Raw genomic sequence first — 21688 nt, forward strand, 5'->3', positions numbered from 1 at the left:
GGCGTCTTTGCCTCTTACGGGGTTCATTGTCCACGGCGGTGACGCCTGCTCGTATTTGTTACGACTGCGTTGGGTTCACCCTGCCACGATGACGACATCACAGCCATGTGTCGCGGAGAGCCGTTCAATGCCCCAGACATTCTTCTCTGCGGCTCTTCTCGCTCTGTGAACCTCAGCCGCTCGGACCTAGTATTCTCGTCTCTAAGACAGCGAGCGTGGGGGAGCAATGACGGAGACGTCGATTGGTGATCACCGGACAACTGAAGACGCCAGATCGCGTGAGCAGGTCAGCGTGCCGGCATGGGAGGCAAAGTTCAAACTGAGCGAAAACCCTGAGGAGTTCGCTCACCTGGTGTGCTGCCGGGACTTGGATTGGCGTCAGGCCTTATGCGGCTACGTCGAGGAAGATCCGACGCTCATGTACGAAGCGGAAAATATCTGCACGATGTGTGTCGACACGGCCACAAGGATGGGCGCTGCATTGGATTCCGGCCAATGCCCCATAGACAACCAGCGATGCCCTCCGGAGGAGGAAATTGACAAGCTGATTACTGAGCGCGCCTCCAGGACCTGAACTTTTGCAGGATCGGTCGCAGCCTGGGGCTGGCGCTGGTACTTTCGCCATGCAAATGAGGATCACGCCAGACCCTAAAGCAACAGCGTCATTCCGGGGCAAAACAAAACCCCGCCTCGCTGGCCGGATGGCCTGCAAGACGGGGTTTTGGCTTGGTGCACCCCCCGGGACTCGAACCCGGAACCCATTGATTAAGAGTCAATTGCTCTGCCAGTTGAGCTAGAGGTGCAGCTGTTGTTTCGTATTTCGGAAGGCGGTTTATTTCCCCCGTTGTTCTTCGCAACGACATGAAACTCTACACGAGAATCGGCGCCGTGTGAAATCGGAAGGGACTCGTCCGTGGCGGCTACCCGGGGATGTCCAGAACCAGTATGGAATCAGGGTTTTGGTTGTTCGTGAGGGCCCACAATGATCCGTCCGGGGCGAGAGATACATCGCGGATCCGCCCATACTCCCGTGTGAAATAGCTCACCGGATTTCCGGCTTTGTCGCCCCTCAGGGGTACGGACCACACTCGCTGACCCCGCAACGCTCCGAGGTAGGCCGTGGAGCCGATGATTTCCAGGCCGCTCGGCGATGATTCCGCAGTTGAAGGCCAAACCACCGCGGCATCGATAAATTCGCTGCGGCCCGGGCTTCCTGTGACGTTTGGCCAACCGTAGTTGCCCCCGGGGACGATGAGATTCAGCTCGTCGTTGACGTCGGGCCCAAATTCGCTGGCCCAGAACCGTCCCTGGCTGTCCCAGGCGAGTCCCTGAACGTTGCGGTGTCCGATGCTGTAGACCGGATTGTCTCCGAAGGGATTCCCCGGTGCGGGACGGCCGTCAGGAGTCAACCGGAGGATCTTTCCACCGAGGGCGTTGGGATTCTGGGGCTGATCGCGGCGCTGGGAGTCTCCGGTGCCGACGTAGAGGAATCCGTCAGGGCCGAACCGGATGCGTCCGCCGTTGTGGGTGGAAGCTTTGGAGATCCCCGAAAAGATGACTTCCGGCGTGCCGGCCTCCAGGGACTGCTCACCAGTTTCGTTGAGCCTAAGCCGCGCAATCCGGTTGTCGTCCTGGGCGGTGAAGTACAGATAGAGGTATCGATCCGAATTGAAACCGGGGGACAACGCAAGGCCCAGCAAGCCACCTTCACCACCGGGAACCACACCCGGAACCCGTCCGATCTCCCGGCTCTGACCGTCCCGGACACTCTTGAGGATGGCGCTGTCGCGCTCGGATATCACCGCAGTGCCGTCAGGAAGGAAAACCGTCGACCACGGCAACTGGAGTCCGACGTCGATCTTCCCGGCTACCCGGGGTGGCTGATCCGGAGTGACGGTCGTCGCTGACTGCCCGGGCGTGGCGGTTGAGGTTGGCGACGGTGCGTTGCCCGTTGGAGTGCCACCATCACCGTCGGCGGTACAGGATGAGACAGAGAGCGAAAGGGCCAGGAGAGCGACCGCCACGCCTGATCCGCTGCCGGCACGGTTCGCAGGACCCTCTCTCAAGGCCGGCAAGTATCCGCCCCCGACTGCATGTTGTTTTACTCCGGAATCACGGGTGGCAGCGGAAGGACATCGTCAAAGCCGGGTCCGGCGTGGGGGACGGAAGCCTGCCGCCTCGGCGTGGGCCACGGACTCAAACCAGACGCCAGCGGGGGCGTCCTTATAGGCCGGATTGGTTTCCTCGAAGTACGTCATGGTTTCCGCGTCGCCTTTGACTGTGTATCCGTCGGGGCCCGAACCGTCGGCTGCAGCTGCGGCTGAACCCTCGCCATAGGGCTGCTCTACGGCCAGATGTCCGCTGGGCTCGGCTGTATGGCTCAGGGAGGACTCGGTCACGGCTGAGGATTCAGCACGCTGCAGGGTTTCCTCATCGGGGTCCAGGGCGGCGTCGGGAACTGGAGTGTTGGCTGGTGTCGCTGCGGTTGCGGCTGTCTCTCTGGGGGCTGCCTCTGACTGCGCTGATTCTACTGTCTCCGCTTCTGGCGACTCGGCCGCCGCAGACTCGGCACCAGGGAGCGTTGGCGAATGAGCCCCGGTGTACTCGTGATGGTGTTGGTCATGGTGGTGTTCATGGGGAGCCGGCATGGACTGCCCAGGTGCCGAAGTGCTGCCCTCCGACCACTGTGCTTCCCATTCAGCCTTGTCCGCGTCTTCGGCCTTGTCCTTTGCCGTGCGGGCTGCGGAAGCGGAGTGCGTGCTTGTGGTTTCGACGTCGGTGTCCCAATCGTCAACGTCCCCGCCATCGGGCGCCGGAGCCTCGGCCCAGTCAGCCTCGCTGCGCGCCGTATCGGACGTGGGCGCTTGTTCTGCGGGCCTGGGGCCAGTGGAGGCGGCTGGGGTGGTTGGTTCAGACGGCGCCGGATAGGCCGAGCTTCCGGAACTTTCACTTTCTCTGGCTGGCGTTGCGGGTGTGGGCGCTGAAGCTGTGGCTGCGGGCGTAACGGGCGCCGCGGCGGCCGCTTCAGGGGTGCTCGGCGCTGCAGCAACGGGAGCTTGGCCTGTGGTCTGGCCTCCTACGGATTGCATCCGCGCCTCTGAGGCCTCTGCCGCCCGGTCTGACGCCATGGCGGAGCCTCGGCTGTTGCGGTTGAGCAGCCACCACACAACGGCCACGATGAGAATGATGACAATGACCCAGATAAGCCAATCCATAGCAAAGCCTTTCCCTCAATAACCAACGTGCCGATGCTCGACGTTACGTCCGCGTCAAGGTGACTGTCTAGGTTTGTCAACGGCGTCAACAACCATTCATCCCGGATGGCACCAGGGATGTCATCGAAGGATTCGTCTGAGCGTGGCATCCGAGGCGCTCAAGTGACAAACGCCACATCCGGCAAGAGGTTGCAAGCCTAAGTCTCAGCATGCGGGACAGACGTCCACCATATGGTCGAAATATTCCTGCCTTTTAGCCTTAACTCGCGTTGGCAGGTCGATAGGGCCCTCTCGGGAGCCATAGACTTTGACCCATGAGTGAGACCACCCAAACCGCGACAGAAATCAAGCCGGACATCAAGCCCCGCAGCCGGGTAGTCACCGATGGAATCCATGCCGCCCCCGCGCGCGGCATGTTCCGTGCGGTGGGCATGGGGGATGACGACTTCGCCAAACCCCAGATCGGCGTCGCGAGTTCCTGGAATGAGATCACTCCCTGCAATCTCTCCCTGAACAGGCTGGCGCAGGGTGCCAAGGAAGGCGTCCACGCAGGCGGGGGCTTCCCCATGCAGTTCGGCACCATCTCCGTTTCCGACGGGATCTCGATGGGCCACGAAGGCATGCACTTCTCGCTTGTCTCCCGCGAAGTCATCGCCGACTCCGTGGAGACCGTTATGCAGGCAGAGAGGATCGATGGCTCAGTCCTGCTGGCAGGCTGTGACAAGTCGCTGCCCGGTATGCTCATGGCAGCCGCCCGCCTGGACCTCGCCAGCGTGTTCCTCTACGCCGGCTCCATCATGCCCGGCTGGGTCAAGCTTGAGGACGGCTCCGAAAAGGAAGTCACCCTCATCGATGCCTTCGAGGCTGTAGGCGCCTGCGCGGCGGGGAAAATGAGCCTCGGAGACCTGGAGCGCATTGAAAAGGCCATCTGTCCGGGCGAAGGTGCCTGCGGTGGTATGTATACCGCCAACACCATGGCCTGCATCGGCGAGGCCCTGGGAATGTCCCTTCCGGGATCCGCCGCCCCGCCGTCGGCCGACCGCCGTCGTGATGAATTTGCCCGTAAGTCTGGCGAGGCTGTTGTGAACCTGCTCCGCCTTGGCATCACGGCCCGCGACATCATGACCAAGAAGGCGTTCGAAAACGCCATCGCCGTCACCATGGCCTTCGGTGGCTCCACCAACGCCGTCCTCCACTTGCTCGCAATCGCCCGCGAAGCAGAAGTCGAGCTCACGCTGGATGACTTCAACCGCATCGGCGACAAAATCCCGCACCTGGGAGACCTGAAGCCGTTCGGCCGCTATGTCATGACCGACGTCGACAAGATCGGCGGCGTGCCGGTCATCATGAAGGCCCTACTCGACGCCGGACTGCTGCACGGGGACTGCCTCACCGTGACGGGCAAGACCCTCGCCGAAAACCTCGCGTCCATCAACCCGCCGGACCTGGACGGCAAGATCCTGCGGGCCCTGGACAACCCGATCCACAAGACCGGCGGCATCACCATCCTGCACGGCACCATGGCACCGGAGGGAGCAGTCGTCAAAAGCGCCGGCTTCGATGCCGACGTTTTCGAGGGAACTGCCCGCGTCTTCGAGCGCGAGCAGGGCGCACTCGACGCCCTGGATAAGGGCCAGATCCACAAGGGTGACGTTGTGGTGATCCGTTACGAGGGCCCCAAGGGCGGCCCGGGCATGAGGGAAATGCTCGCTATCACCGGAGCCATCAAGGGCGCCGGCCTGGGCAAGGATGTGCTGCTCCTGACCGACGGCCGGTTCTCGGGCGGCACCACTGGACTCTGCATCGGGCACGTCGCACCGGAAGCGGTCGACGGCGGCCCCATCGCCTTTGTTAAGGACGGTGACCGGATCCGCGTGGACATCGCAGCCCGCAGCTTCGACCTCCTGGTTGACCCTGCCGAGCTCGAAGCGCGCAAAGAGGGCTGGACTCCGCTGCCCGCGAAGTTCACCAAGGGAGTGCTGGCCAAGTATGCCAAGCTGGTGCACAGCGCCTCCACCGGCGCATACTGCGGGTAGCACCACGCAGTTCGGCAGCTGAATCCAACCGGGTCGCAGTAGATGTTGTTATGGGCTCCAAAAACAACATCTACTGCTACCCAGTTGGGGGAGGCGGCCATTTGGTGGACAATGAAGTCCAGATGGTGAGATCGGGTGTCGCTGCGTTGACACATGTCTTACCTAGAGGGAACACTGAACGCATGATCGCATTCGTTACCGACGTCGTCGTACTTACCAAGCGCGTGGCTAAATAGCCCGACTGGTAACGAACTGTCACGCGCAACCCCTCGAAGAGCCCATCAGGCTGAGGGGTTTTTTTATTGCCGCGAAGCATCATCCAGAAGTTCCACACGCTGTAACCGATAATTCAAGATCCACTAAGGAAGAGTCCGATGAGCAAAGGATCGCCGATCAGCCCCTCGCTGATGGCTACAAAGTCCGCTGGAGCCCCCAAAGCTCCAGAACGCGTCGACCGCCCCACTGACGCGGGCGTCGACATTGCTGCAGCCGCCTCTCCTGTCCTTGGGCCGAACAACGTTGTACCCCCAACGGTGATGACCGGCTCAGAAGCTATTGTGCGTTCGCTCGAAGAACTCGGCGTCGACGATATTTTTGGTTTGCCCGGTGGCGCGATCCTGCCTACCTATGACCCTTTGATGGCTTCCGGAATGAACCACGTTCTGGTCCGTCACGAACAGGGAGCCGGCCACGCCGCGCAAGGCTATGCCATGGTTACGGGACGGGTTGGCGTCTGTATCGCCACGTCCGGCCCGGGAGCCACCAACCTCGTTACCGCCATCATGGACGCCCATATGGACTCCGTGCCCATCGTTGCCATCACCGGCCAGGTATCCAGCGGAGTCATCGGCACCGATGCCTTCCAGGAAGCCGACATTGTGGGCATCACGATGCCCATCACCAAGCATTCGTTCCTGGTGACGGATCCCAATGAGATCCCGCATGTCATGGCCGCCGCTTTCCATCTGGCTTCGAGCGGTCGACCCGGCCCGGTCCTGGTGGATGTTGCCAAGGACGCCCAGCAGGGCAAGATGACCTTTTCCTGGCCGCCGAAGATAGATCTGCCCGGGTACCGTCCTGTGGTCCGCGGACACAACAAGCAGGTCCGGGAGGCCGCGCGGCTTATTGCTGCTGCCAGCAAGCCCGTCCTCTATGTGGGCGGCGGCGTCGTCAAGGCCCATGCCTCAGCGGAGTTGCTCGAACTCGCGGAACTGACCGGAGCCCCGGTGGTCACCACCCTCATGGCCCGTGGCGTTTTCCCGGATTCGCACCCCCAGCACGTTGGCATGCCAGGCATGCACGGCACCGTTTCCGCCGTGACGGCGTTGCAGCAGTCTGATCTCCTGATCACGCTTGGGGCCCGCTTTGATGACCGGGTGACCGGAATCCTGAAGACCTTCGCGCCCAACGCCAAGGTGATCCATGCCGACATCGACCCCGCGGAAATCTCCAAGAACCGGACGGCAGATGTTCCCATTGTCGGTTCAGTCAAAGAGATCATTCCGGAGCTGACCGAGGCAGTACGCACCCAGTTCGAGGCATCCGGAACCCCGGACCTGCAGAACTGGTGGGCGTTCCTGAACAACCTCCGCGAAACCTACCCGCTGGGGTGGACCGAACCCGAAGACGGCCTCGTAGCCCCGCAGCGCGTCATTGAGCGCATCGGCGCGTTGACCGGCCCGGAGGGTATCTACGTGGCCGGCGTCGGGCAACACCAGATGTGGGCTGCACAGTTCATCAAGTACGAACGGCCCCACCAGTGGCTGAACTCAGGCGGTGCAGGCACCATGGGTTACGCGGTGCCTGCGGCCATGGGCGCCAAGGTTGGCGAACCCGACCGCGTGGTTTGGGCCATCGACGGAGACGGCTGTTTCCAGATGACCAACCAGGAACTGGCGACGTGCGCGATCAACAAGATCCCCATCAAGGTGGCCGTCATCAACAACTCCTCGCTGGGCATGGTGCGGCAGTGGCAGACCCTCTTCTATGAGGGCCGCTACTCCAACACCGATCTCAACACCGGCCACGACACCGTCCGTATCCCGGACTTCGTCAAGCTGGGGGAGGCCTATGGCTGTGCGTCCTTCCGTTGCGAACGCGTCGAGGACATCGATGCCACCATCCAAAAAGCGCTGGAAATCAACGACAGGCCCGTTGTCATCGACTTCGTGGTCAGTCCCAACTCCATGGTGTGGCCGATGGTCCCTGCCGGAGTCAGCAACGACCAGATCCAGGTTGCCCGCAACCTGACCCCGGAATGGGAAGAGGAGGACTGATCATGAGCCGCCACACACTGTCCGTTCTGGTCGAAGACAAGCCCGGTGTGCTGACCCGCGTGGCCAGCCTTTTTGCCCGCCGCGCCTTCAATATCAATTCCTTGGCCGTAGGCCCCACCGAAGTGCCGGGCATGTCCCGCATGACCGTTGTGGTCGACGCCGACGGTGACCTCATCGAACAGGTCACCAAACAGTTGAACAAGCTGGTCAACGTGATCAAGATTGTTGAACTGACTTCCGAATCCTCCGTGCAGCGCGACCACATCCTGGTCAAGGTACGGGCGGATGCCGCAACCCGTTTGCAGGTGACCCACGCTGCAGATTTGTTCCGTGCTTCAGTAGTCGACGTCTCCACAGATTCAGTGGTCATTGAAGCAACCGGCCATCCCGAAAAGCTGACAGCACTGCTTTCCGTGCTGGAACCTTTCGGAATCCGCGAAATTGTGCAGTCCGGCACTTTGGCCGTTGGACGGGGATCCCGCTCCATGAGTGACAGGGCCTTGCGCAGCGCCTAGGCACTGTGGAAGGCACTCCACCACCACTGACAAGCTCCACTTACAAGCAACACCAAAGAATCCACTCAAAAGGAGACACCCAAGTGACTGAAATGTTTTACGACGACGACGCCGACCTGTCGATCATCCAGGGACGCACCGTTGCCGTTATCGGTTACGGCTCCCAGGGCCACGCCCACGCCCTCAGCCTCCGCGATTCAGGAGTTGACGTCCGCGTCGGCCTGAAGGAGGGCTCCAAGTCCCGCGCCAAGGCCGAGGCCGAGGGCCTGCGCGTCCTGAACGTTGCCGACGCCGTTGCCGAAGCCGACCTGATCATGGTCCTCACTCCGGACCAGGTCCAGCGCTTCGTCTACGCCGAGGACATCGCACCGAACCTGCAGGCCGGTGACGCCCTCTTCTTCGGCCACGGCTTCAACATCCGCTACGGCTACATCAAGCCGCCGGCCGACGTCGACGTCGCCCTGGTTGCACCCAAGGGACCCGGCCACATCGTGCGCCGCGAATTCGAAGCCGGCCGCGGCGTTCCGGACCTCATCGCCGTGGAGCAGAACGCTTCCGGCAAGGCCAAGGAACTGGCCCTGTCCTACGCCAAGGCAATCGGCGGCACCCGTGCAGGCGTCATCGAGACCACCTTCACCGAAGAGACCGAAACGGACCTCTTCGGCGAGCAGGCTGTTCTCTGTGGCGGCGCATCACAGCTCATCCAGTACGGCTTCGAAACGCTGACTGAAGCCGGCTACAAGCCCGAGGTCGCCTACTTCGAGGTTCTGCACGAGCTCAAGCTCATCGTTGACCTCATGGTGGAGGGCGGCATCGCCAAGCAGCGTTGGAGCGTTTCCGACACCGCGGAATACGGCGACTACGTCTCCGGCCCCCGCGTCATCACCCCCGAGGTGAAGGAAAACATGAAGGCTGTCCTCGCGGACATCCAGAACGGTGCCTTCGCCAAGCGCTTCATCGACGACCAGGACGCCGGCGCTCCTGAGTTCGCAGAACTGCGCAAGAAGGGCGAAGACCACCCCATCGAGACCACCGGACGTGAACTGCGGAAGCTGTTCTCCTGGATCAAGACCAACGATGACTACACTGAGGGCTCCGTAGCCCGCTAGGCCATGCTTTTCGCATAGCCGAGGCACCGGAAAATGGCCGGGCTCACACTTCACAATGTGGGCCCGGCCTTTCTGTCGGCCTAGACTTGTTATACCCCCCGGACTGCAACGCAGAGGATCAGCCGTGTCAAAACCCGTAGTACTGCTCGCCGAAGAACTTTCGCCCGCCACAGTCGAGGCCCTGGGCCCGGACTTCGAAATCCGCCAGACCGACGGCGCCGACCGTTCCCAGCTGCTGTCTGCGATCGTCGACGTCGACGCCATCCTCGTGCGCTCAGCCACCCAGGTGGACGCCGAGGCAATCGCCGCGGCCAAGAACCTGAAGGTTATTGCCCGTGCCGGCGTCGGACTCGACAACGTGGACATCAAAGCCGCCACCCAGGCCGGCGTCATGGTGGTCAACGCCCCAACGTCGAACATTGTCTCCGCCGCGGAACTCACCGTGGGCCACATCCTGAGCCTTGCACGCCACATCCCGCAGGCCAGCGCCGCCCTGAAGGACGGCGAATGGAAGCGCTCCAAGTACTCGGGCATCGAACTCTTTGAGAAGAAGGTCGGCATTATCGGCCTCGGCCGTATCGGCGCGCTCGTCGCTGCCCGCCTGCAGGGCTTCGAAACCGAAATCCTCGCCTACGACCCGTACATCACCTCCGCCCGGGCAGCGCAGCTCGGCGTCAAGCTCGTCACCCTGGATGAGCTGCTGGCACACTCGGACTTCGTCACCATCCACATGCCCAAGACCCCGGAAACGGTCGGCATGCTGGGCGCTGACGCCTTCAAGAAGATGAAGAACACCGCATACGTCATCAACGTGGCACGCGGCGGTCTGATCGACGAGGAAGCCCTGTACACGGCTCTCCAGGACGGCGACATCGCCGGCGCCGGCGTCGACGTCTTCGTCAAGGAGCCCAGCACCGACCTGCCGTTCTTCAAACTGGACAACGTCGTGGTTACCCCGCACCTTGGTGCATCCACGGACGAAGCCCAGGAAAAGGCCGGTGTGTCCGTGGCGAAGTCAGTCAGGCTCGCCCTGGCCGGTGAGCTGGTTCCGGACGCCGTCAACGTGGCAGGCGGCATCATCGCTCCCGACGTCCGCCCCGGCATTCCCCTCATCGAAAAGCTGGGCAGGATCTTCACCGCGCTCACTCACGACTCCCTGACCCAGATCGACGTCGAGGTCGCCGGCGAAATCGCGGCGCTCGACGTTAAGGTCCTGGAGCTTGCAGCCCTCAAGGGCATCTTCGCCGACGTCGTGACCGAGCAGGTCTCCTACGTCAACGCACCCGTTATCGCCGAACAGCGCGGCATCAACACCCGCCTGATCACCACTCCCGAAGCCGAGGACTACCGCAACGTCCTGACCCTGCGCGGCGCCCTCAGCGACGGCAGCCAGATCTCGGTGGCAGGAACGCTGACAGGACCCAAGCAGGTTGAGAAACTGGTGGGAGTCAACGGCTACGACGTCGAAATCCCCATCAGCGAGCACCTCGTGGTGGTTTCCTACGCTGACCGGCCGGGCGTCATCGGCACCATCGGGCACATCCTGGGCATGAACAATATCAACATCGGCGGCATGCAGGTCGCACGGCAGACTGAAGGCGGCCAGGTGCTTGCGCTCCTGACCATCGACAGCTCCGTCCCGCAGCAGGTTCTTGACGCGATCAAGGCCGGAATCGGCGCTGAAATGGTACGCGAGGTTGACCTCGAAAACTGAGGCAGCGCCTCAGGTGAACCATTAGTGACAGAGTTGTAACTTCTGGCACGTATGATTGGCCGGTCTGCTTTCACCGACTGAGTCCCGTTTGGGACTCCAGCCGGCTGGCCGGCCAATCTTGTTCTGCACATCCGGCAGGGGACACCTTCACATCCGTTTGGAGTGAACAGTGGTGTGCGCGCACGCAAATCCAGCTTTCAGGAGCCCAATGAACGCCGTCCAGAGGTTCATCAGAAGCAGAGTGCTGATGTTGACCGCGGCCATTTTGATCGTCGCCATGTGCCTGTCCGTCCTCGTCCAGGGGCAGTCACAAGCGGCGCTCAACCGAACAGTCGACGAGAATTCGCGAGGACTTTACGACATCCTCGTCCAACCCAAGGCGGGTGCCGGCGGTTCACTCATGCAGCCGGAAATCGCCAATGGCCAGGGCGGAATCAGTTTTGATCAGCTGGATGCCCTCCGGAAGCTCTCCGGAACTTCCGTGGCCGCCCCCATTAGCCTCGTTTCCAGGGTCAGCCAGAACCTTGAGGCACCGCGCCTGGACGCCATGGACTACCTCGGCTTCAATGCCGGGCTCGTAGGCACGGCGACAGCCGGAGAGCCCGGGGGCACCGACCCCAGCAAGTGGCCGGCAGCGGAATCTGTGTTGACCGATGAGGCCAAGACCTACCGACTGACGGCCAGCGCTGTGAGCTCGGACGGCCACTCGGAGCAGACTCTGTTCAAGTCGATGGCTGAGGGATCTCTGGGCAAGGCCAAGCTCATCGAGGAGCAGACTCCCGGAGGAAAGAGCATCCGTATTGCCGGTCCAGGTGATGAGACAGGCATCAAGTTCCCCGCCCCGGCGGGTGGATCCGAGCACAATCTTTTCAACCTCTCGGTCTCCCTGCCGCTGGCACCCCAGGTGACAGAATCCGTCGTCGCGGTTGACCCGGTCTCTGAACGCGCACTCCTGGGAAGCGCCGGGGACTTCCTGGCGCCCCTTGAGAAGGCACCACCGGCCGACGCCCGCAATGCAGGAGCGATCGGCCGTCACTTCGAAAGCCTTTTCACCACGGGCATCAGCATGAAGGAACTCGAAGAAGGTCCTGATTTCCTCGGCGTAAAGCTGAAGTACTGGGCCCCGTTGATGACCCAGTACCAGCAGGCCAAGCGGAACGGCCAGCTGACGGACGACTCCCAGGCCATCCCGCTGGTGGTACGGTCAGGGACCTCCCTCGACCTGAAGTACTCGGTCAAGATCGAGGAAATCGACGGTTCCGGCAACGTGGTCAAGGATGTCGGCACAGTGACCAAGTCACTGGACAAGGACTACCTGCCCTTCGTCTCAAAGTCTCCGTTCGCGCTGTCCTGGCCCGGCTCCCAGGATTACTCCCAGCTCCTGGGCAACTCCGGCAACTTCAGCCAGGGCCTTTACAACCCGGCGCAGTGGACAACCGATTTTGCGTCGGCTCCCAAATATACCGATGGCGACACCGCGGACAACGGCGCGCAGGAGAAGGCCGCCGTCCCCGGTGAGTGGGTCACCGTGAACCGCCTTCCCGAAAAGGATGCCGCAGGCGCACCTGTCGACCAGACCCAGCGCAAGCCCGTGGACGAACGCGCCTACCGGGAAAGCCTGGAGACGGGTAAAAAGCTCGCCCCGCCGCTGGCCATGGTGTACGGGACCTTTGACCCCGCCAAGGTCCAGGAAGCGGCCGGCGACGTCAACAGGCTGCCCCTGGGTGGCTACGACCCGTCACCCATGACCCTCGTGAAGGATGCGCAGGGCAAGGATGTTCCGGAAGCCCAGCTCAAGCCATCCCTGAGTGCCACCGGTCTGGTCAGCCAGTCCGCCGGCGCCATCACCGACTACTACGGCCTCGCTGCAGCACGGGGGTACGACCAGAACGCCTCGGTCATTGACGCCGTCCGTGTCCGTGCCAAGGCCCCCGGCAGCTGGAAGCAGGCGCAGCCCGACGTCGACAAGCTTGCGGCTGAGATCCGCGACATGGGACTTGACGCCACCATTGTGGCCGGATCCGCCCGTGAGGACGCCAACATTTTCGTTCCTGGATATTCCAAGGACGATGCAGGCAAGGAATCCGACCTCGGTACCGTTACACAGTCCTGGGTCCGCCAGGATGCGGCCGACGCCGTTTCCGGCTCACTGACCGGCACCAACCTCACACTCCTGTTCCTGACGTTGTGCGGTGCCGCCTTGCTGACCGGCGCGTCTACCGTCAGCTACATCCGGCAACGACGTACCGAGGCCGGAACGCTTCGTGCCATGGGCTGGACCCAGCGCAGGATCCGTTCCTGGGTACTGGCGGAGTTTGGTGTGGGAGCGACATTGCTGGCGATCGCCGGAGCTGTACTCTCGCTGGTGACCTGGAACCCGGCCACGGCCATCGTCTCGGCCTCTGTCCTGACGCTGTACCTGGCTGCCGCGTACTTCGCCGCGCGCCAGCTCCGGCACCGAGACGAGGTGGACCAGGAACCCCAGCACGACGAGCGGCTCATTCCTGTCGATTCGCCCCTCACCTTCGCCAACCGCCAGCTGACTGCCAACAAGTTCAATACGTTGTCTTTGGCTGTGGCAGTCGGAGTCTTCGGTGCAGCAGTGGGCGGCCTGATTGCCCTGCTGATCGATATACCCCGGGCCGCCGGTGCCAGCGCACTCAGCGGGATCGCGGCGGCAAGCATTGCGCTTCCTAGCATCATCCTTGCCTTGTCGGGTGTGGCGGTCGGGCTGTTGCTGACACTGGTGACCGGCCGCTTCGAACTTCAGGCCAAACGCCAATATTTGGGGACCTTGAAGGCCATGGGGTGGAATCCGGACATGCTCGGCCAGGTCCGGTTCTTCGAAAACGCCCTCGTGGGTTCAGTGGCCCTTCCGCTGGGCGTTCTTGGCGCCCTGGGGATCGGTATTCTGCTGGCCCCTTACGCCGCTTTGTGGGCCGGGCTCGCCGGACTGCTGGCTGTACTTTGCTGGATTCCAATTGCAACGAAAGTGGTCCGATGACTAACGACCTGAACTTTGACGACGATTTTTCCGGAAGCGACATCGGTGACGGTTCGCTCCAGACCCGCGCCAACACCATCCTGAAGGCTGAGGACCACGGCACACCCCTCGAGCTGAGCAACATCACCATCCGCTATGGCGGTCAGAAGGGCGGTGCGGAAGCCGTCAACGTCGTCGAGGGCTTCAACCTTCTGCTGCACGCCGGCGAGATGCACTGCGTCGCAGGGCGCAGCGGCTCCGGCAAGACCAGTATCCTGACCGTCGGCGCCGGTCTCAGCCTGCCGACGTCGGGACGGGTCTACTGGGAAGGCCAGTCCCTTGAAACCATGGGCGACGACGAGATCGCCGACCGCCGTCGGGCTCTGATCGGTTACGTGGACCAAGGCGGGGCACTGATTGACGGCATGAGCGCCCTGGAGAACGTGCTTCTCCCTGCCGTGCCGGATGGAGAGGTGGACCAGCGCAGGGACATGGCAAAGGACCTCTTGGACCTCGTTGGCCTGGGCAGGCGAATGCGCCACCGCCCCGCCCAGTTGTCCGGCGGTGAGCGCCAGCGTGTTGCTATCGCCCGTGCCCTGATCCTGGGAACGCGTGTCCTGGTGGTCGATGAACCGACGGCCAGCCTTGACCGGACCTCGGCCAACCGCATCATCAGCATCCTCAAGGACACAACTTCGGATGGAATCGCTGTTCTGGTCGCTTCACATGACCACGAACTGGTCCGCCTGAGCGATACCCTGACCGAACTGATCTAGATTTGCAGTAGGCGCGCATACCAGCGGCCCATTGTCCCTTCGCACTAAAAGGTATTTTCCGCCAGTGACTTCCTCAGACAAGCCTCCGTATTACCTCACCACGGCCATCACGTACCCGAACGGGGTGCCGCACATCGGCCATGCCTACGAGTACATTGCCACCGACGCAATGGCCCGCTTCAAGCGGCTCGATGGCTATGACGTGATGTTCCTGACGGGCACGGATGAGCACGGTATGAAGATCGCCCAGACCGCGGAGAAGGAAGGCATCACTCCCAAGGAGCTGGTGGACAGGAACTCCGAGGTCTACAAGGGCGCCCACGCTGCCCTGGGGATCTCCTACGACCGGTTTATCCGCACCACCGATGCCGACCACTACGCAGCCTCCCAGGCAATCTGGAAGAAGATGGAAGCCAACGGCGACATCTACCTCTCCAAGTACGAGGGCTGGTACTCCGTCCGCGACGAAGCTTTTTACGTCGAGGACGACACCCTGGTGAAGGACGACGGGATCCGGTATTCCCGTGAGACCGATACCGAGGTCACCTGGACGGCGGAGGAGAGCTACTTCTTCCGGCTGTCGGCATACCAGGACAGGCTGCTGGCTCTCTACGAAGCCCAGCCGGAGTTCGGTGCACCGCAGTACCGCTTCAACGAGGTCATCAGCTTCGTCAAGCGCGGCCTGGAGGACCTCTCCATCAGCCGCACCACGTTTGACTGGGGTGTTCCAGTCCCCGGGAACGACAAGCACGTCATGTATGTGTGGGTGGATGCGCTGACCAACTACCTCACCGGAGTGGGTTACCCGGACGTGGAATCGGAGTCCTTCGGCAAGTTCTGGCCGGCGGATCTGCATATGATCGGCAAGGACATCAGCCGCTTCCACGCCATTTACTGGCCTGCTTTCCTGATGAGCGCGGGGTTGGAACTGCCCAAGCGGGTTATGATCCACGGCTTCCTGAACAACAACGGTGTCAAGATGTCCAAGTCCCTGGGCAATGTCGTGGCTCCGGCCGACTTCGTGGAGCAGTACGGACTCGATCAGGTGCGGTTCTTCTTCCTCCGGGAAGTGCCCTTTGGCGCCGACGGCAGCTACAGTCATGACGCAATCGTGGGACGCACCAACGCCGATCTGGCCAACAATTTCGGCAACCTTGCGCAGCGCTCACTCTCCATGGTCGCGAAAAACTGCGGCGGCCAGGTTCCTGTTCCCGGTGAATTCACGGCCCAGGACGAGTCCTTGCTCAGCCAGGCCAACGGCTTGCTCGAAGCAGCCAGAACTGCCTTCGAGAAGCAGGAATTCAGTCGTGCACTGGAAGCTATCTGGGCCGTTCTTGGCGACACGAATGCCTACTTCGCCGAACAGGCGCCGTGGGTGCTGCGGAAGACCGACGTCGAACGCATGAACACCGTCCTTTACGTCACGCTGGAGGTGCTGCGCATTGTCTCCATACTGGTGCAGCCGGTAATGCCGACGGCTTCAGCCGCGTTGCTGGATACCCTCGGGCAGCAGGAGGGGGAAGCGCGTCAGTTCTCCGCCATCGCGACGCCGATCGTGTCCGGTACGGGCCTTCCCGCCCCGGCACCGGTGTTTCCGAAGTACGAAGAGCCTGCCGAAGTCTAGGACGCTCCCTCACCTTCCGCGGGTTTTGGGCGGACCCTCCCTCACTTGTTTGACACAAGTGAGGGAGGGTTTGCTGATTTAGTGCGGGAAGTGAGGGAGCGTCTATGGTTTCTTGCGGGATCAGGTGGTGGCCAGTCCTTCCACAGGGGAGAGTCGGGCGGCCCGCCGTGCCGGCATAACCGATGCTAGCAAACCCGCGACGATCGCAACCCCGAAGACGGCAAACAGCTGGAGCCAGGGGACCACCGGGACTACGTCTGCCACACTGCCGAGGGCCGACTTGGCTCCGAGCCAGCCATAGACGATTCCCAGGACTGTGCCCAGCACAGCTGCAACGCCTGCCACCAGCACTGCCTCGATGGCCAACATTCCCCGAAGCTGTCCTCGCGTCAGCCCAAGGGCACGCAGGAGCGAGTTCTCCCTGGTGCGCTCCAGTACGGACAGGGACAGGGTGTTTGCCACGCCGATCAGGGCGATGACCACCGCCACGCCCAGCAGACCGGTAACCACCAGCAGGAGGACATCTATGATTTCGTTGAAAGTGGCCCGTTCAATCGCCGCGCCACTCACGGACGCTGCAGGTACCTTCAGGGCTGTCGCCACAGACTGCTGGACGTCCCGAACTGCATCCCCGGTGATCTCCTTATCCAGCAGGAGCCACAGGGCCGCACCGCCACCCCTCGCCGGACCATTGATGGAAAGGCCCGGGACTGAAGCGCCCGGGACCAAAGACAAAGTGGTGCTGTCGATGAGGGGTGACATGTTGCGGGTCTTGAGCACCACCGGTTCAAGCTGGAGCGTGCTTCCGCCCACGGTCATGGTTACGGAGGTTGCCGGTGAGCCCTCGGGAAGGTAGATTTTGCCGGCCTCCGGCCTCAACGTCGAATCCCGCAACACGCCGGCGTCGGAGGCTGCCAGGGAGTACACGGGAACGTCGGCGCCGTCGAGCCTGACTGTCCCGGCTTCCGGCAACACCGCAGCAGCCTCCACTCCGTGGATCCTCTGGACGTCTTCAATCTGGCTCTGTGGCGACTCCGCGGAAGAAAGTACAGCCATGTCCACGGGGTAGTTCTGGGCCAGGACCTGGTCAAAGGCGAGGCGGGCTGACGACGCCCCCGTCATCATTAAGGCCACCAGGGTGACGCCGATCAGGAGTGCTGCCGCTGTTACTGACGTTCGTCCCGGGTTTCTGACGGCGTTGCGGGCAGCGAGCTGGCCGGGCACCCCGGAAGAAGCGGCCAGCCGACCCGCAAACGCCACGAGCTGCGGCACGAAGAGGGTGGCGCACAGCAGCACTCCCAGAAAGGACAATGCGCCGCCGGCCAGAGCTATGAGCAGTTGATTGCTCCAAGCCCCGAGTCCCAAGGCCGCAGCCCCGCCCAAAAGAGCCAATAATCCTCCGACGAGACGAAGACGGCCTTTGGGGTTCCCTAACGCTGCCGGGTCAGCAGGGCGGAGGGCGGCAAGGGGTGCCACAGCTGTCGCTGCCCGCGCAGGGACAAGGGCGGCGATGACGGTCAGAAGCATTCCTACGGCCAACCCTGTAATGATGGCCGAGGGTGGTATGGAGAGCGTGGCAAAAGCCCTGTCAGGCTGGCTCTTGGCCCAGGCGATGAGCGCGGACATGAGTCCAGCACCGGCCAGAACTCCTGCCGCCGAAGAAACCGCTCCAACAAGCAGCGCCTCCAACAGAACAGACCCGCGGACCTGGGACCGGCCCGCACCGAGGCACCGCAGCAGGGCAAGCTCACGGGTGCGTTGGGCCACCAGCACGGCAAAAGTGTTGCTGACAACCAGCGCCGACACGACCAGTGCCACCCCTGCGAATGCCAGCAGGATCACCGTCAGCTCGTCCTTGCCTGAGCTGAACTGCGCCACCTGGTAGGTCACCTGTTCCGTGGCCGTCCGCAGCACGGCGTCGCCCGCTCCCGCGTTTGCGAGCGCAGCCGCAAGTTGCTCCTTAGCTGCTGCATCGCCGTCGCCGGCCAGTACGACCTGGATCGCTTCCAGGCTTTGCCCATCGCCGGCAAGAGTGCTGACTGCGGGCGTCTGGGCCAACAACTGGGGAAGGGTGGACGCGAAGGGATCGTTGCTGGGGACCAGGACTCCGGTGACGGTCAGGGACACTACGGTGGAACCGTCACCGGCTTTGAGTTTGAGTTGCTGGCCGATTTCCAGGCCGTAGCGTGTGACTGTGTCCGCATCGACGGCAACTTCACTCGCTGTCTGTGGGTAGCGGCCGGTCTCAAGAATTGAAGGTTCCAGAGCGTCGGGGGCAAGATTCCGGACGCGTCCGGACACTTCGTCTCCTCCGACGGCGAATGCAGCGAAGGCTGTCTGCTGACCGTAGACAGCCGAAACACCAGCAAGGCCACTGACGGATGCGATGGCTTCCTGCTCCAGGGGAGCTGTGCCAGGGGAAGCGATGAGATCAGCCTTGCGGTAGGTCTCGCCCACGCTGGCACCCAGGGACGCCTGGGTGCTCGCGCTTACCATAAGCGTGGTGGAGAGGAAGGCAACGGACAACATCACGGCAAGCCCGACGGCGATAAAGCGCCTGGCATGCGTAGTGAGTTGGGAGAGTGCAACACGGAGCATGACTACGCCCCCAGCTTGCCGAGAGCAACAAGGACGCTCTCAGTGGTGGGGTTCCGCAGTTCGCCCACCAGCCCGCCGTCGCTCATTAGCACAACGCGGTCGGCGTAGCTGGCCGCCACGGGATCATGGGTCACCATGATGATCGTCTGGCCCATCTCCCGGCTGCTCCGGCGAAGCAGCGCCAGGACCTCCCCGCCAGACTTTGAATCCAGATTCCCGGTGGGTTCATCTCCGAAGATGACGTCCGGACGGGTCAGCAGCGCCCGGGCGACCGCAACGCGTTGTTGCTGCCCGCCTGACAATTCGTGCGGACGATGGGAGAGACGGTCCTTGAGTCCGAGAGTGGCCACTACTTCCGTGAACCACATCGCGTCAGTCTTGGCTCCGGCGAGCGCCAGTGGCAGGGTGATGTTCTGTTCTGCCGTCAGGGTGGGGACCAGGTTGAAGGCCTGGAAAACGAAGCCGATCCGTTCCCTGCGGAGGGTGGTGAGTTGCTTGTCGTTGAGTCCGGTGATTTCGGTGCCGCCCACGGTGATCCTGCCTTCGTCGGCGGTGTCCAACCCGGCGAGGCAATGCATGAGGGTTGATTTTCCGGATCCGGAGGGGCCCATGATGGCTGTGAATTTCCCGGTTTCAAAACTCACGCTGACGTTCCGGAGGGCCATTACCCGGGTGTCAGCGCGGCCGTAGCCCTTGGAGAGTGAGAAGGCTTCGACGGCGGATGGGGCGGTGATGCTGTTGCCGGATTGGGGGAGTTGCACGGAAGTTGTCATGCTTCCACGCTATTGAGGGAAAGCGGCTCAGGCCGTCGTGCCCAGGGCTGGTCAATCCGACGGGTTCCTCATACCGGGGGAGGAGACCGCCGTCGTTATCTATGCGCCGGGAGTGACCACGCCTGTCTCGTAGGCTATGACCACAATCTGTACGCGGTCCCGTGCATTCAGTTTCGCGAGGATATGGCCCACATGCGTCTTGACCGTGGCTTCCGACAGAAAGAGCCCCGCAGCGATCTCGGGATTGGACTGGCCCTGGGCAATAAGTTCGAAAACTTCGCGCTCGCGGGCGGTAAGGCGTTCGACGGCGGCGCTGTGCTGCGCCTGCTCAGGCCCCTGGGTCCGAAGCAGCGGGGCGACGTGATCCAACAGCCGCCGTGTGGTGGACGGCGCCACTACGGCATCACCTCGATGCACAGTCCTGATGGCGTTCAACAGCTCCTCTGGGGGTGCGTCTTTCAGGAGGAAACCGCTGGCTCCGGCCTGAATAGCAGCCAAGGCGTATTCGTCCAGGTCGAATGTCGTCAACACGACGATTTTAATGTCAGCCCGTCTGGAGCCGGTGGGTGCAGCGGCCGCCTGCTCCAGGAGCCGGGCAGTTGCCTCTATCCCGTCCATCCCTGGCATCCTGACATCCATGAGCACGACGTCGGCCACGGTGGCGTTGAGCGACTGGATGGCCTCGATACCGTTGCCGGCTTCAACCACCACTTGCAAGTCAGGCTGGGAATTGATGAGCATACCGAAGCCCGAACGGACCAGCCGCTGGTCATCCACCAGGGCCACCCTGATCACATCCGGTGCAGCCACTGGCGTGGTTACCATTTCCATCCTGGAATCAGACATGGGAGGAACGCTTTCCTGATCGCGGGTCATGGGGCTACGCCTCCGTGTAGGGGATGAATGCGGAAACCCGGAAGCCGCCACCGGAAGCGGGGCCGGCCTCCAGTGAACCATCGTAAAGGCTGATCCGTTCGCCCATGCCGTGCAGGCCGTTGCCATCCCCGGTGGTGGTATCGGCAGTAGCTCCATGACCGTCGTCGGTCACTTCCAGCCTGAGCCCCGACGACTGCCACCGCATCGAAGCGTTTGCTTTGGCATGTGACCCAGCATGCTTGAGTACATTGGTGAGGGCTTCCTGGAGTACCCGATACGCGGTGAGCTCAGCACCGGAGGGCAAGTCGCGGCGGGGTGTTCCGCTCTGTTCGAATCTCAGAGGCAGGCCCGCAGCGCGGAATCCCAGGAGGAGTTCGTCCAGATCCGCCAGGCCGGGGAGTGGCCGCGTCGAGGCTTGTTCGTCGCTTCGGAGCACTCCCAGCAGCCGGCGCATCTCATTTAGCGAACTGCGTCCGGCGGAGGCGATCGTCTCGAGCGTCTCCGTAGCGATTCTCGGGTCGGAAGCGGCGGCGTAGCGCCCGCCGTCGGCCTGGGTAATGATTACGGAAAGCGAATGAGCCACGATGTCGTGCATTTCACGCGCAATATGGGAACGTTCGTCGGCCGCTGCCAGCAACCGTTCCTGGTGCTGTTCAATCTCCAGACGGCGGGTCCGGTCCTCGAGCGCCTGCAGTTGCAGCCGCCGCACGCGCGTAAGGTCGCCCAGAGTCCAGCTGACCACCACAAGCATCCAGATCAGGACCGTATAGAGAACCCCAATACTCAGGCCCAGAATGCCGGATTCCGAGGGGCTGGTGAAGTACCGGGTGGTGAGCATGACACCGCCCACCAGGCCGAGCGCCAGCACAGAGCGGCTCGCCCAAGCCGGACCGTAGGCAGCCACGGCATAGATAACCAGCGGAACAGCAAGCTGGCCGACCACCGGCTCCACTGCGAAAGCCCACTGCACCAGGCATACGACGGCGATCGCGCCCGCCGCGGCCACCGGCCGCGTGCGGCGCCATGCCAAGGGGATCAGGAGGCTGCAGGACAACAAAAATAGCAGCGGCCGGTCCGCGACCAGGTAAACCGGACCGAAGGCAAGAAACAGCAGGCCCGTGGCAACGAGGTCCACTTTGAATGGGTTGTTCCGGACCCAGCTGTAAAGAGCGTGACGTTTATCCACTGTGAAA

Annotated in this window: 15 protein-coding genes and 1 tRNA gene; 9 read left to right on the forward strand and 7 right to left on the reverse strand. The window is 62.6% G+C overall.

Features of this window, described 5'->3' with window-relative positions:
* Positions 1 to 226 precede the first annotated feature (226 nt).
* Positions 227 to 574, forward strand: coding sequence for a hypothetical protein (locus MU551_RS09500; protein WP_247043035.1), 348 nt, complete (start codon positions 227 to 229; stop codon positions 572 to 574).
* Between the two features lie 153 nt (positions 575 to 727).
* Here MU551_RS09500 and MU551_RS09505 read toward each other — a convergent pair.
* The 3 genes from MU551_RS09505 to MU551_RS09515 form a co-directional block, all read right to left on the reverse strand.
* Positions 728 to 803 (reverse strand) — tRNA-Lys (locus tag MU551_RS09505).
* A 117-nt stretch (positions 804 to 920) separates the two neighbouring features.
* The gene (locus MU551_RS09510) at positions 921 to 2024 is read right to left on the reverse strand and encodes a PQQ-dependent sugar dehydrogenase (RefSeq protein ID WP_372489830.1); all 1104 of its coding nucleotides are present in this window, start codon (positions 2022 to 2024) and stop codon (positions 921 to 923) included.
* A gap of 114 nt (positions 2025 to 2138) precedes the next feature.
* Complete coding sequence (locus MU551_RS09515; RefSeq protein WP_247043037.1) at positions 2139 to 3215, reverse strand: sunset domain-containing protein; 1077 nt, start codon at positions 3213 to 3215, stop codon at positions 2139 to 2141.
* Positions 3216 to 3529: 314 nt separating this feature from the next.
* Between MU551_RS09515 and ilvD the strand changes: the two genes are divergently transcribed.
* The 8 genes from ilvD (at position 3530) to metG (ending at position 16248) form a co-directional block, all read left to right on the forward strand.
* Positions 3530 to 5251 (forward strand): dihydroxy-acid dehydratase, encoded by a 1722-nt coding sequence (ilvD, locus tag MU551_RS09520; protein WP_247043039.1) that lies wholly within the window; start codon positions 3530 to 3532, stop codon positions 5249 to 5251.
* 374 nt (positions 5252 to 5625) lie between these two features.
* Entirely contained in the window at positions 5626 to 7527 is a 1902-nt protein-coding gene (locus MU551_RS09525) for an acetolactate synthase large subunit (protein WP_247043042.1), read from the forward strand.
* A 2-nt stretch (positions 7528 to 7529) separates the two neighbouring features.
* Complete coding sequence (gene ilvN / locus MU551_RS09530) at positions 7530 to 8042, forward strand: acetolactate synthase small subunit (protein ID WP_247043049.1); 513 nt, start codon at positions 7530 to 7532, stop codon at positions 8040 to 8042.
* Positions 8043 to 8068: 26 nt separating this feature from the next.
* Positions 8069 to 9151, forward strand: coding sequence for a ketol-acid reductoisomerase (ilvC, locus tag MU551_RS09535; RefSeq protein WP_281507055.1), 1083 nt, complete (start codon positions 8069 to 8071; stop codon positions 9149 to 9151).
* 124 nt (positions 9152 to 9275) lie between these two features.
* A complete protein-coding gene (gene serA / locus MU551_RS09540) occupies positions 9276 to 10865 on the forward strand; it encodes a phosphoglycerate dehydrogenase (RefSeq protein WP_247043053.1) in 1590 nt (529 codons plus the stop codon).
* A gap of 208 nt (positions 10866 to 11073) precedes the next feature.
* Complete coding sequence (locus tag MU551_RS09545; RefSeq protein ID WP_247043055.1) at positions 11074 to 13869, forward strand: ABC transporter permease; 2796 nt, start codon at positions 11074 to 11076, stop codon at positions 13867 to 13869.
* On the forward strand, positions 13866 to 14624 hold the full coding sequence (locus MU551_RS09550) for an ABC transporter ATP-binding protein (protein WP_247043058.1): 759 nt from the start codon (positions 13866 to 13868) through the stop codon (positions 14622 to 14624). Before MU551_RS09545 ends, MU551_RS09550 begins: the two co-directional genes overlap by 4 nt.
* A 64-nt stretch (positions 14625 to 14688) precedes the next feature.
* Entirely contained in the window at positions 14689 to 16248 is a 1560-nt protein-coding gene (metG, locus tag MU551_RS09555) for a methionine--tRNA ligase (RefSeq protein ID WP_247043060.1), read from the forward strand.
* A gap of 120 nt (positions 16249 to 16368) precedes the next feature.
* Here the strand turns inward: metG and MU551_RS09560 are convergent, their stop codons facing one another.
* From MU551_RS09560 to MU551_RS09575, 4 genes are all read right to left on the reverse strand, one after another.
* Positions 16369 to 18846 (reverse strand): ABC transporter permease, encoded by a 2478-nt coding sequence (locus tag MU551_RS09560; RefSeq protein ID WP_247043062.1) that lies wholly within the window; start codon positions 18844 to 18846, stop codon positions 16369 to 16371.
* A 2-nt stretch (positions 18847 to 18848) separates the two neighbouring features.
* Entirely contained in the window at positions 18849 to 19619 is a 771-nt protein-coding gene (locus MU551_RS09565; RefSeq protein ID WP_247043064.1) for an ABC transporter ATP-binding protein, read from the reverse strand.
* A gap of 99 nt (positions 19620 to 19718) precedes the next feature.
* The gene (locus tag MU551_RS09570) at positions 19719 to 20465 is read right to left on the reverse strand and encodes a response regulator (RefSeq protein ID WP_247043066.1); all 747 of its coding nucleotides are present in this window, start codon (positions 20463 to 20465) and stop codon (positions 19719 to 19721) included.
* A 34-nt stretch (positions 20466 to 20499) separates the two neighbouring features.
* Positions 20500 to 21681, reverse strand: a complete 1182-nt coding sequence (locus MU551_RS09575; RefSeq protein ID WP_247043068.1) for a sensor histidine kinase — start codon at positions 21679 to 21681, stop codon at positions 20500 to 20502.
* Positions 21682 to 21688 lie beyond the last annotated feature (7 nt).

Origin of the sequence: Arthrobacter rhizosphaerae (genome assembly GCF_023062595.1) — a bacterium.
Taxonomy (GTDB): domain Bacteria; phylum Actinomycetota; class Actinomycetes; order Actinomycetales; family Micrococcaceae; genus Arthrobacter; species Arthrobacter rhizosphaerae.

Coding starts and splice junctions, on each gene's coding strand:
- MU551_RS09500 (WP_247043035.1), top strand. CDS start 227: ATGACGGAGACGTCGATTGGTGATCACCGGACAACTGAAGACGCCAGA.
- MU551_RS09515 (WP_247043037.1), bottom strand. CDS start 3,215: ATGGATTGGCTTATCTGGGTCATTGTCATCATTCTCATCGTGGCCGTT.
- ilvD (WP_247043039.1), top strand. CDS start 3,530: ATGAGTGAGACCACCCAAACCGCGACAGAAATCAAGCCGGACATCAAG.
- MU551_RS09525 (WP_247043042.1), top strand. CDS start 5,626: ATGAGCAAAGGATCGCCGATCAGCCCCTCGCTGATGGCTACAAAGTCC.
- ilvN (WP_247043049.1), top strand. CDS start 7,530: ATGAGCCGCCACACACTGTCCGTTCTGGTCGAAGACAAGCCCGGTGTG.
- MU551_RS09545 (WP_247043055.1), top strand. CDS start 11,074: ATGAACGCCGTCCAGAGGTTCATCAGAAGCAGAGTGCTGATGTTGACC.
- MU551_RS09550 (WP_247043058.1), top strand. CDS start 13,866: ATGACTAACGACCTGAACTTTGACGACGATTTTTCCGGAAGCGACATC.
- MU551_RS09560 (WP_247043062.1), bottom strand. CDS start 18,846: ATGCTCCGTGTTGCACTCTCCCAACTCACTACGCATGCCAGGCGCTTT.
- MU551_RS09565 (WP_247043064.1), bottom strand. CDS start 19,619: ATGACAACTTCCGTGCAACTCCCCCAATCCGGCAACAGCATCACCGCC.
- MU551_RS09570 (WP_247043066.1), bottom strand. CDS start 20,465: ATGTCTGATTCCAGGATGGAAATGGTAACCACGCCAGTGGCTGCACCG.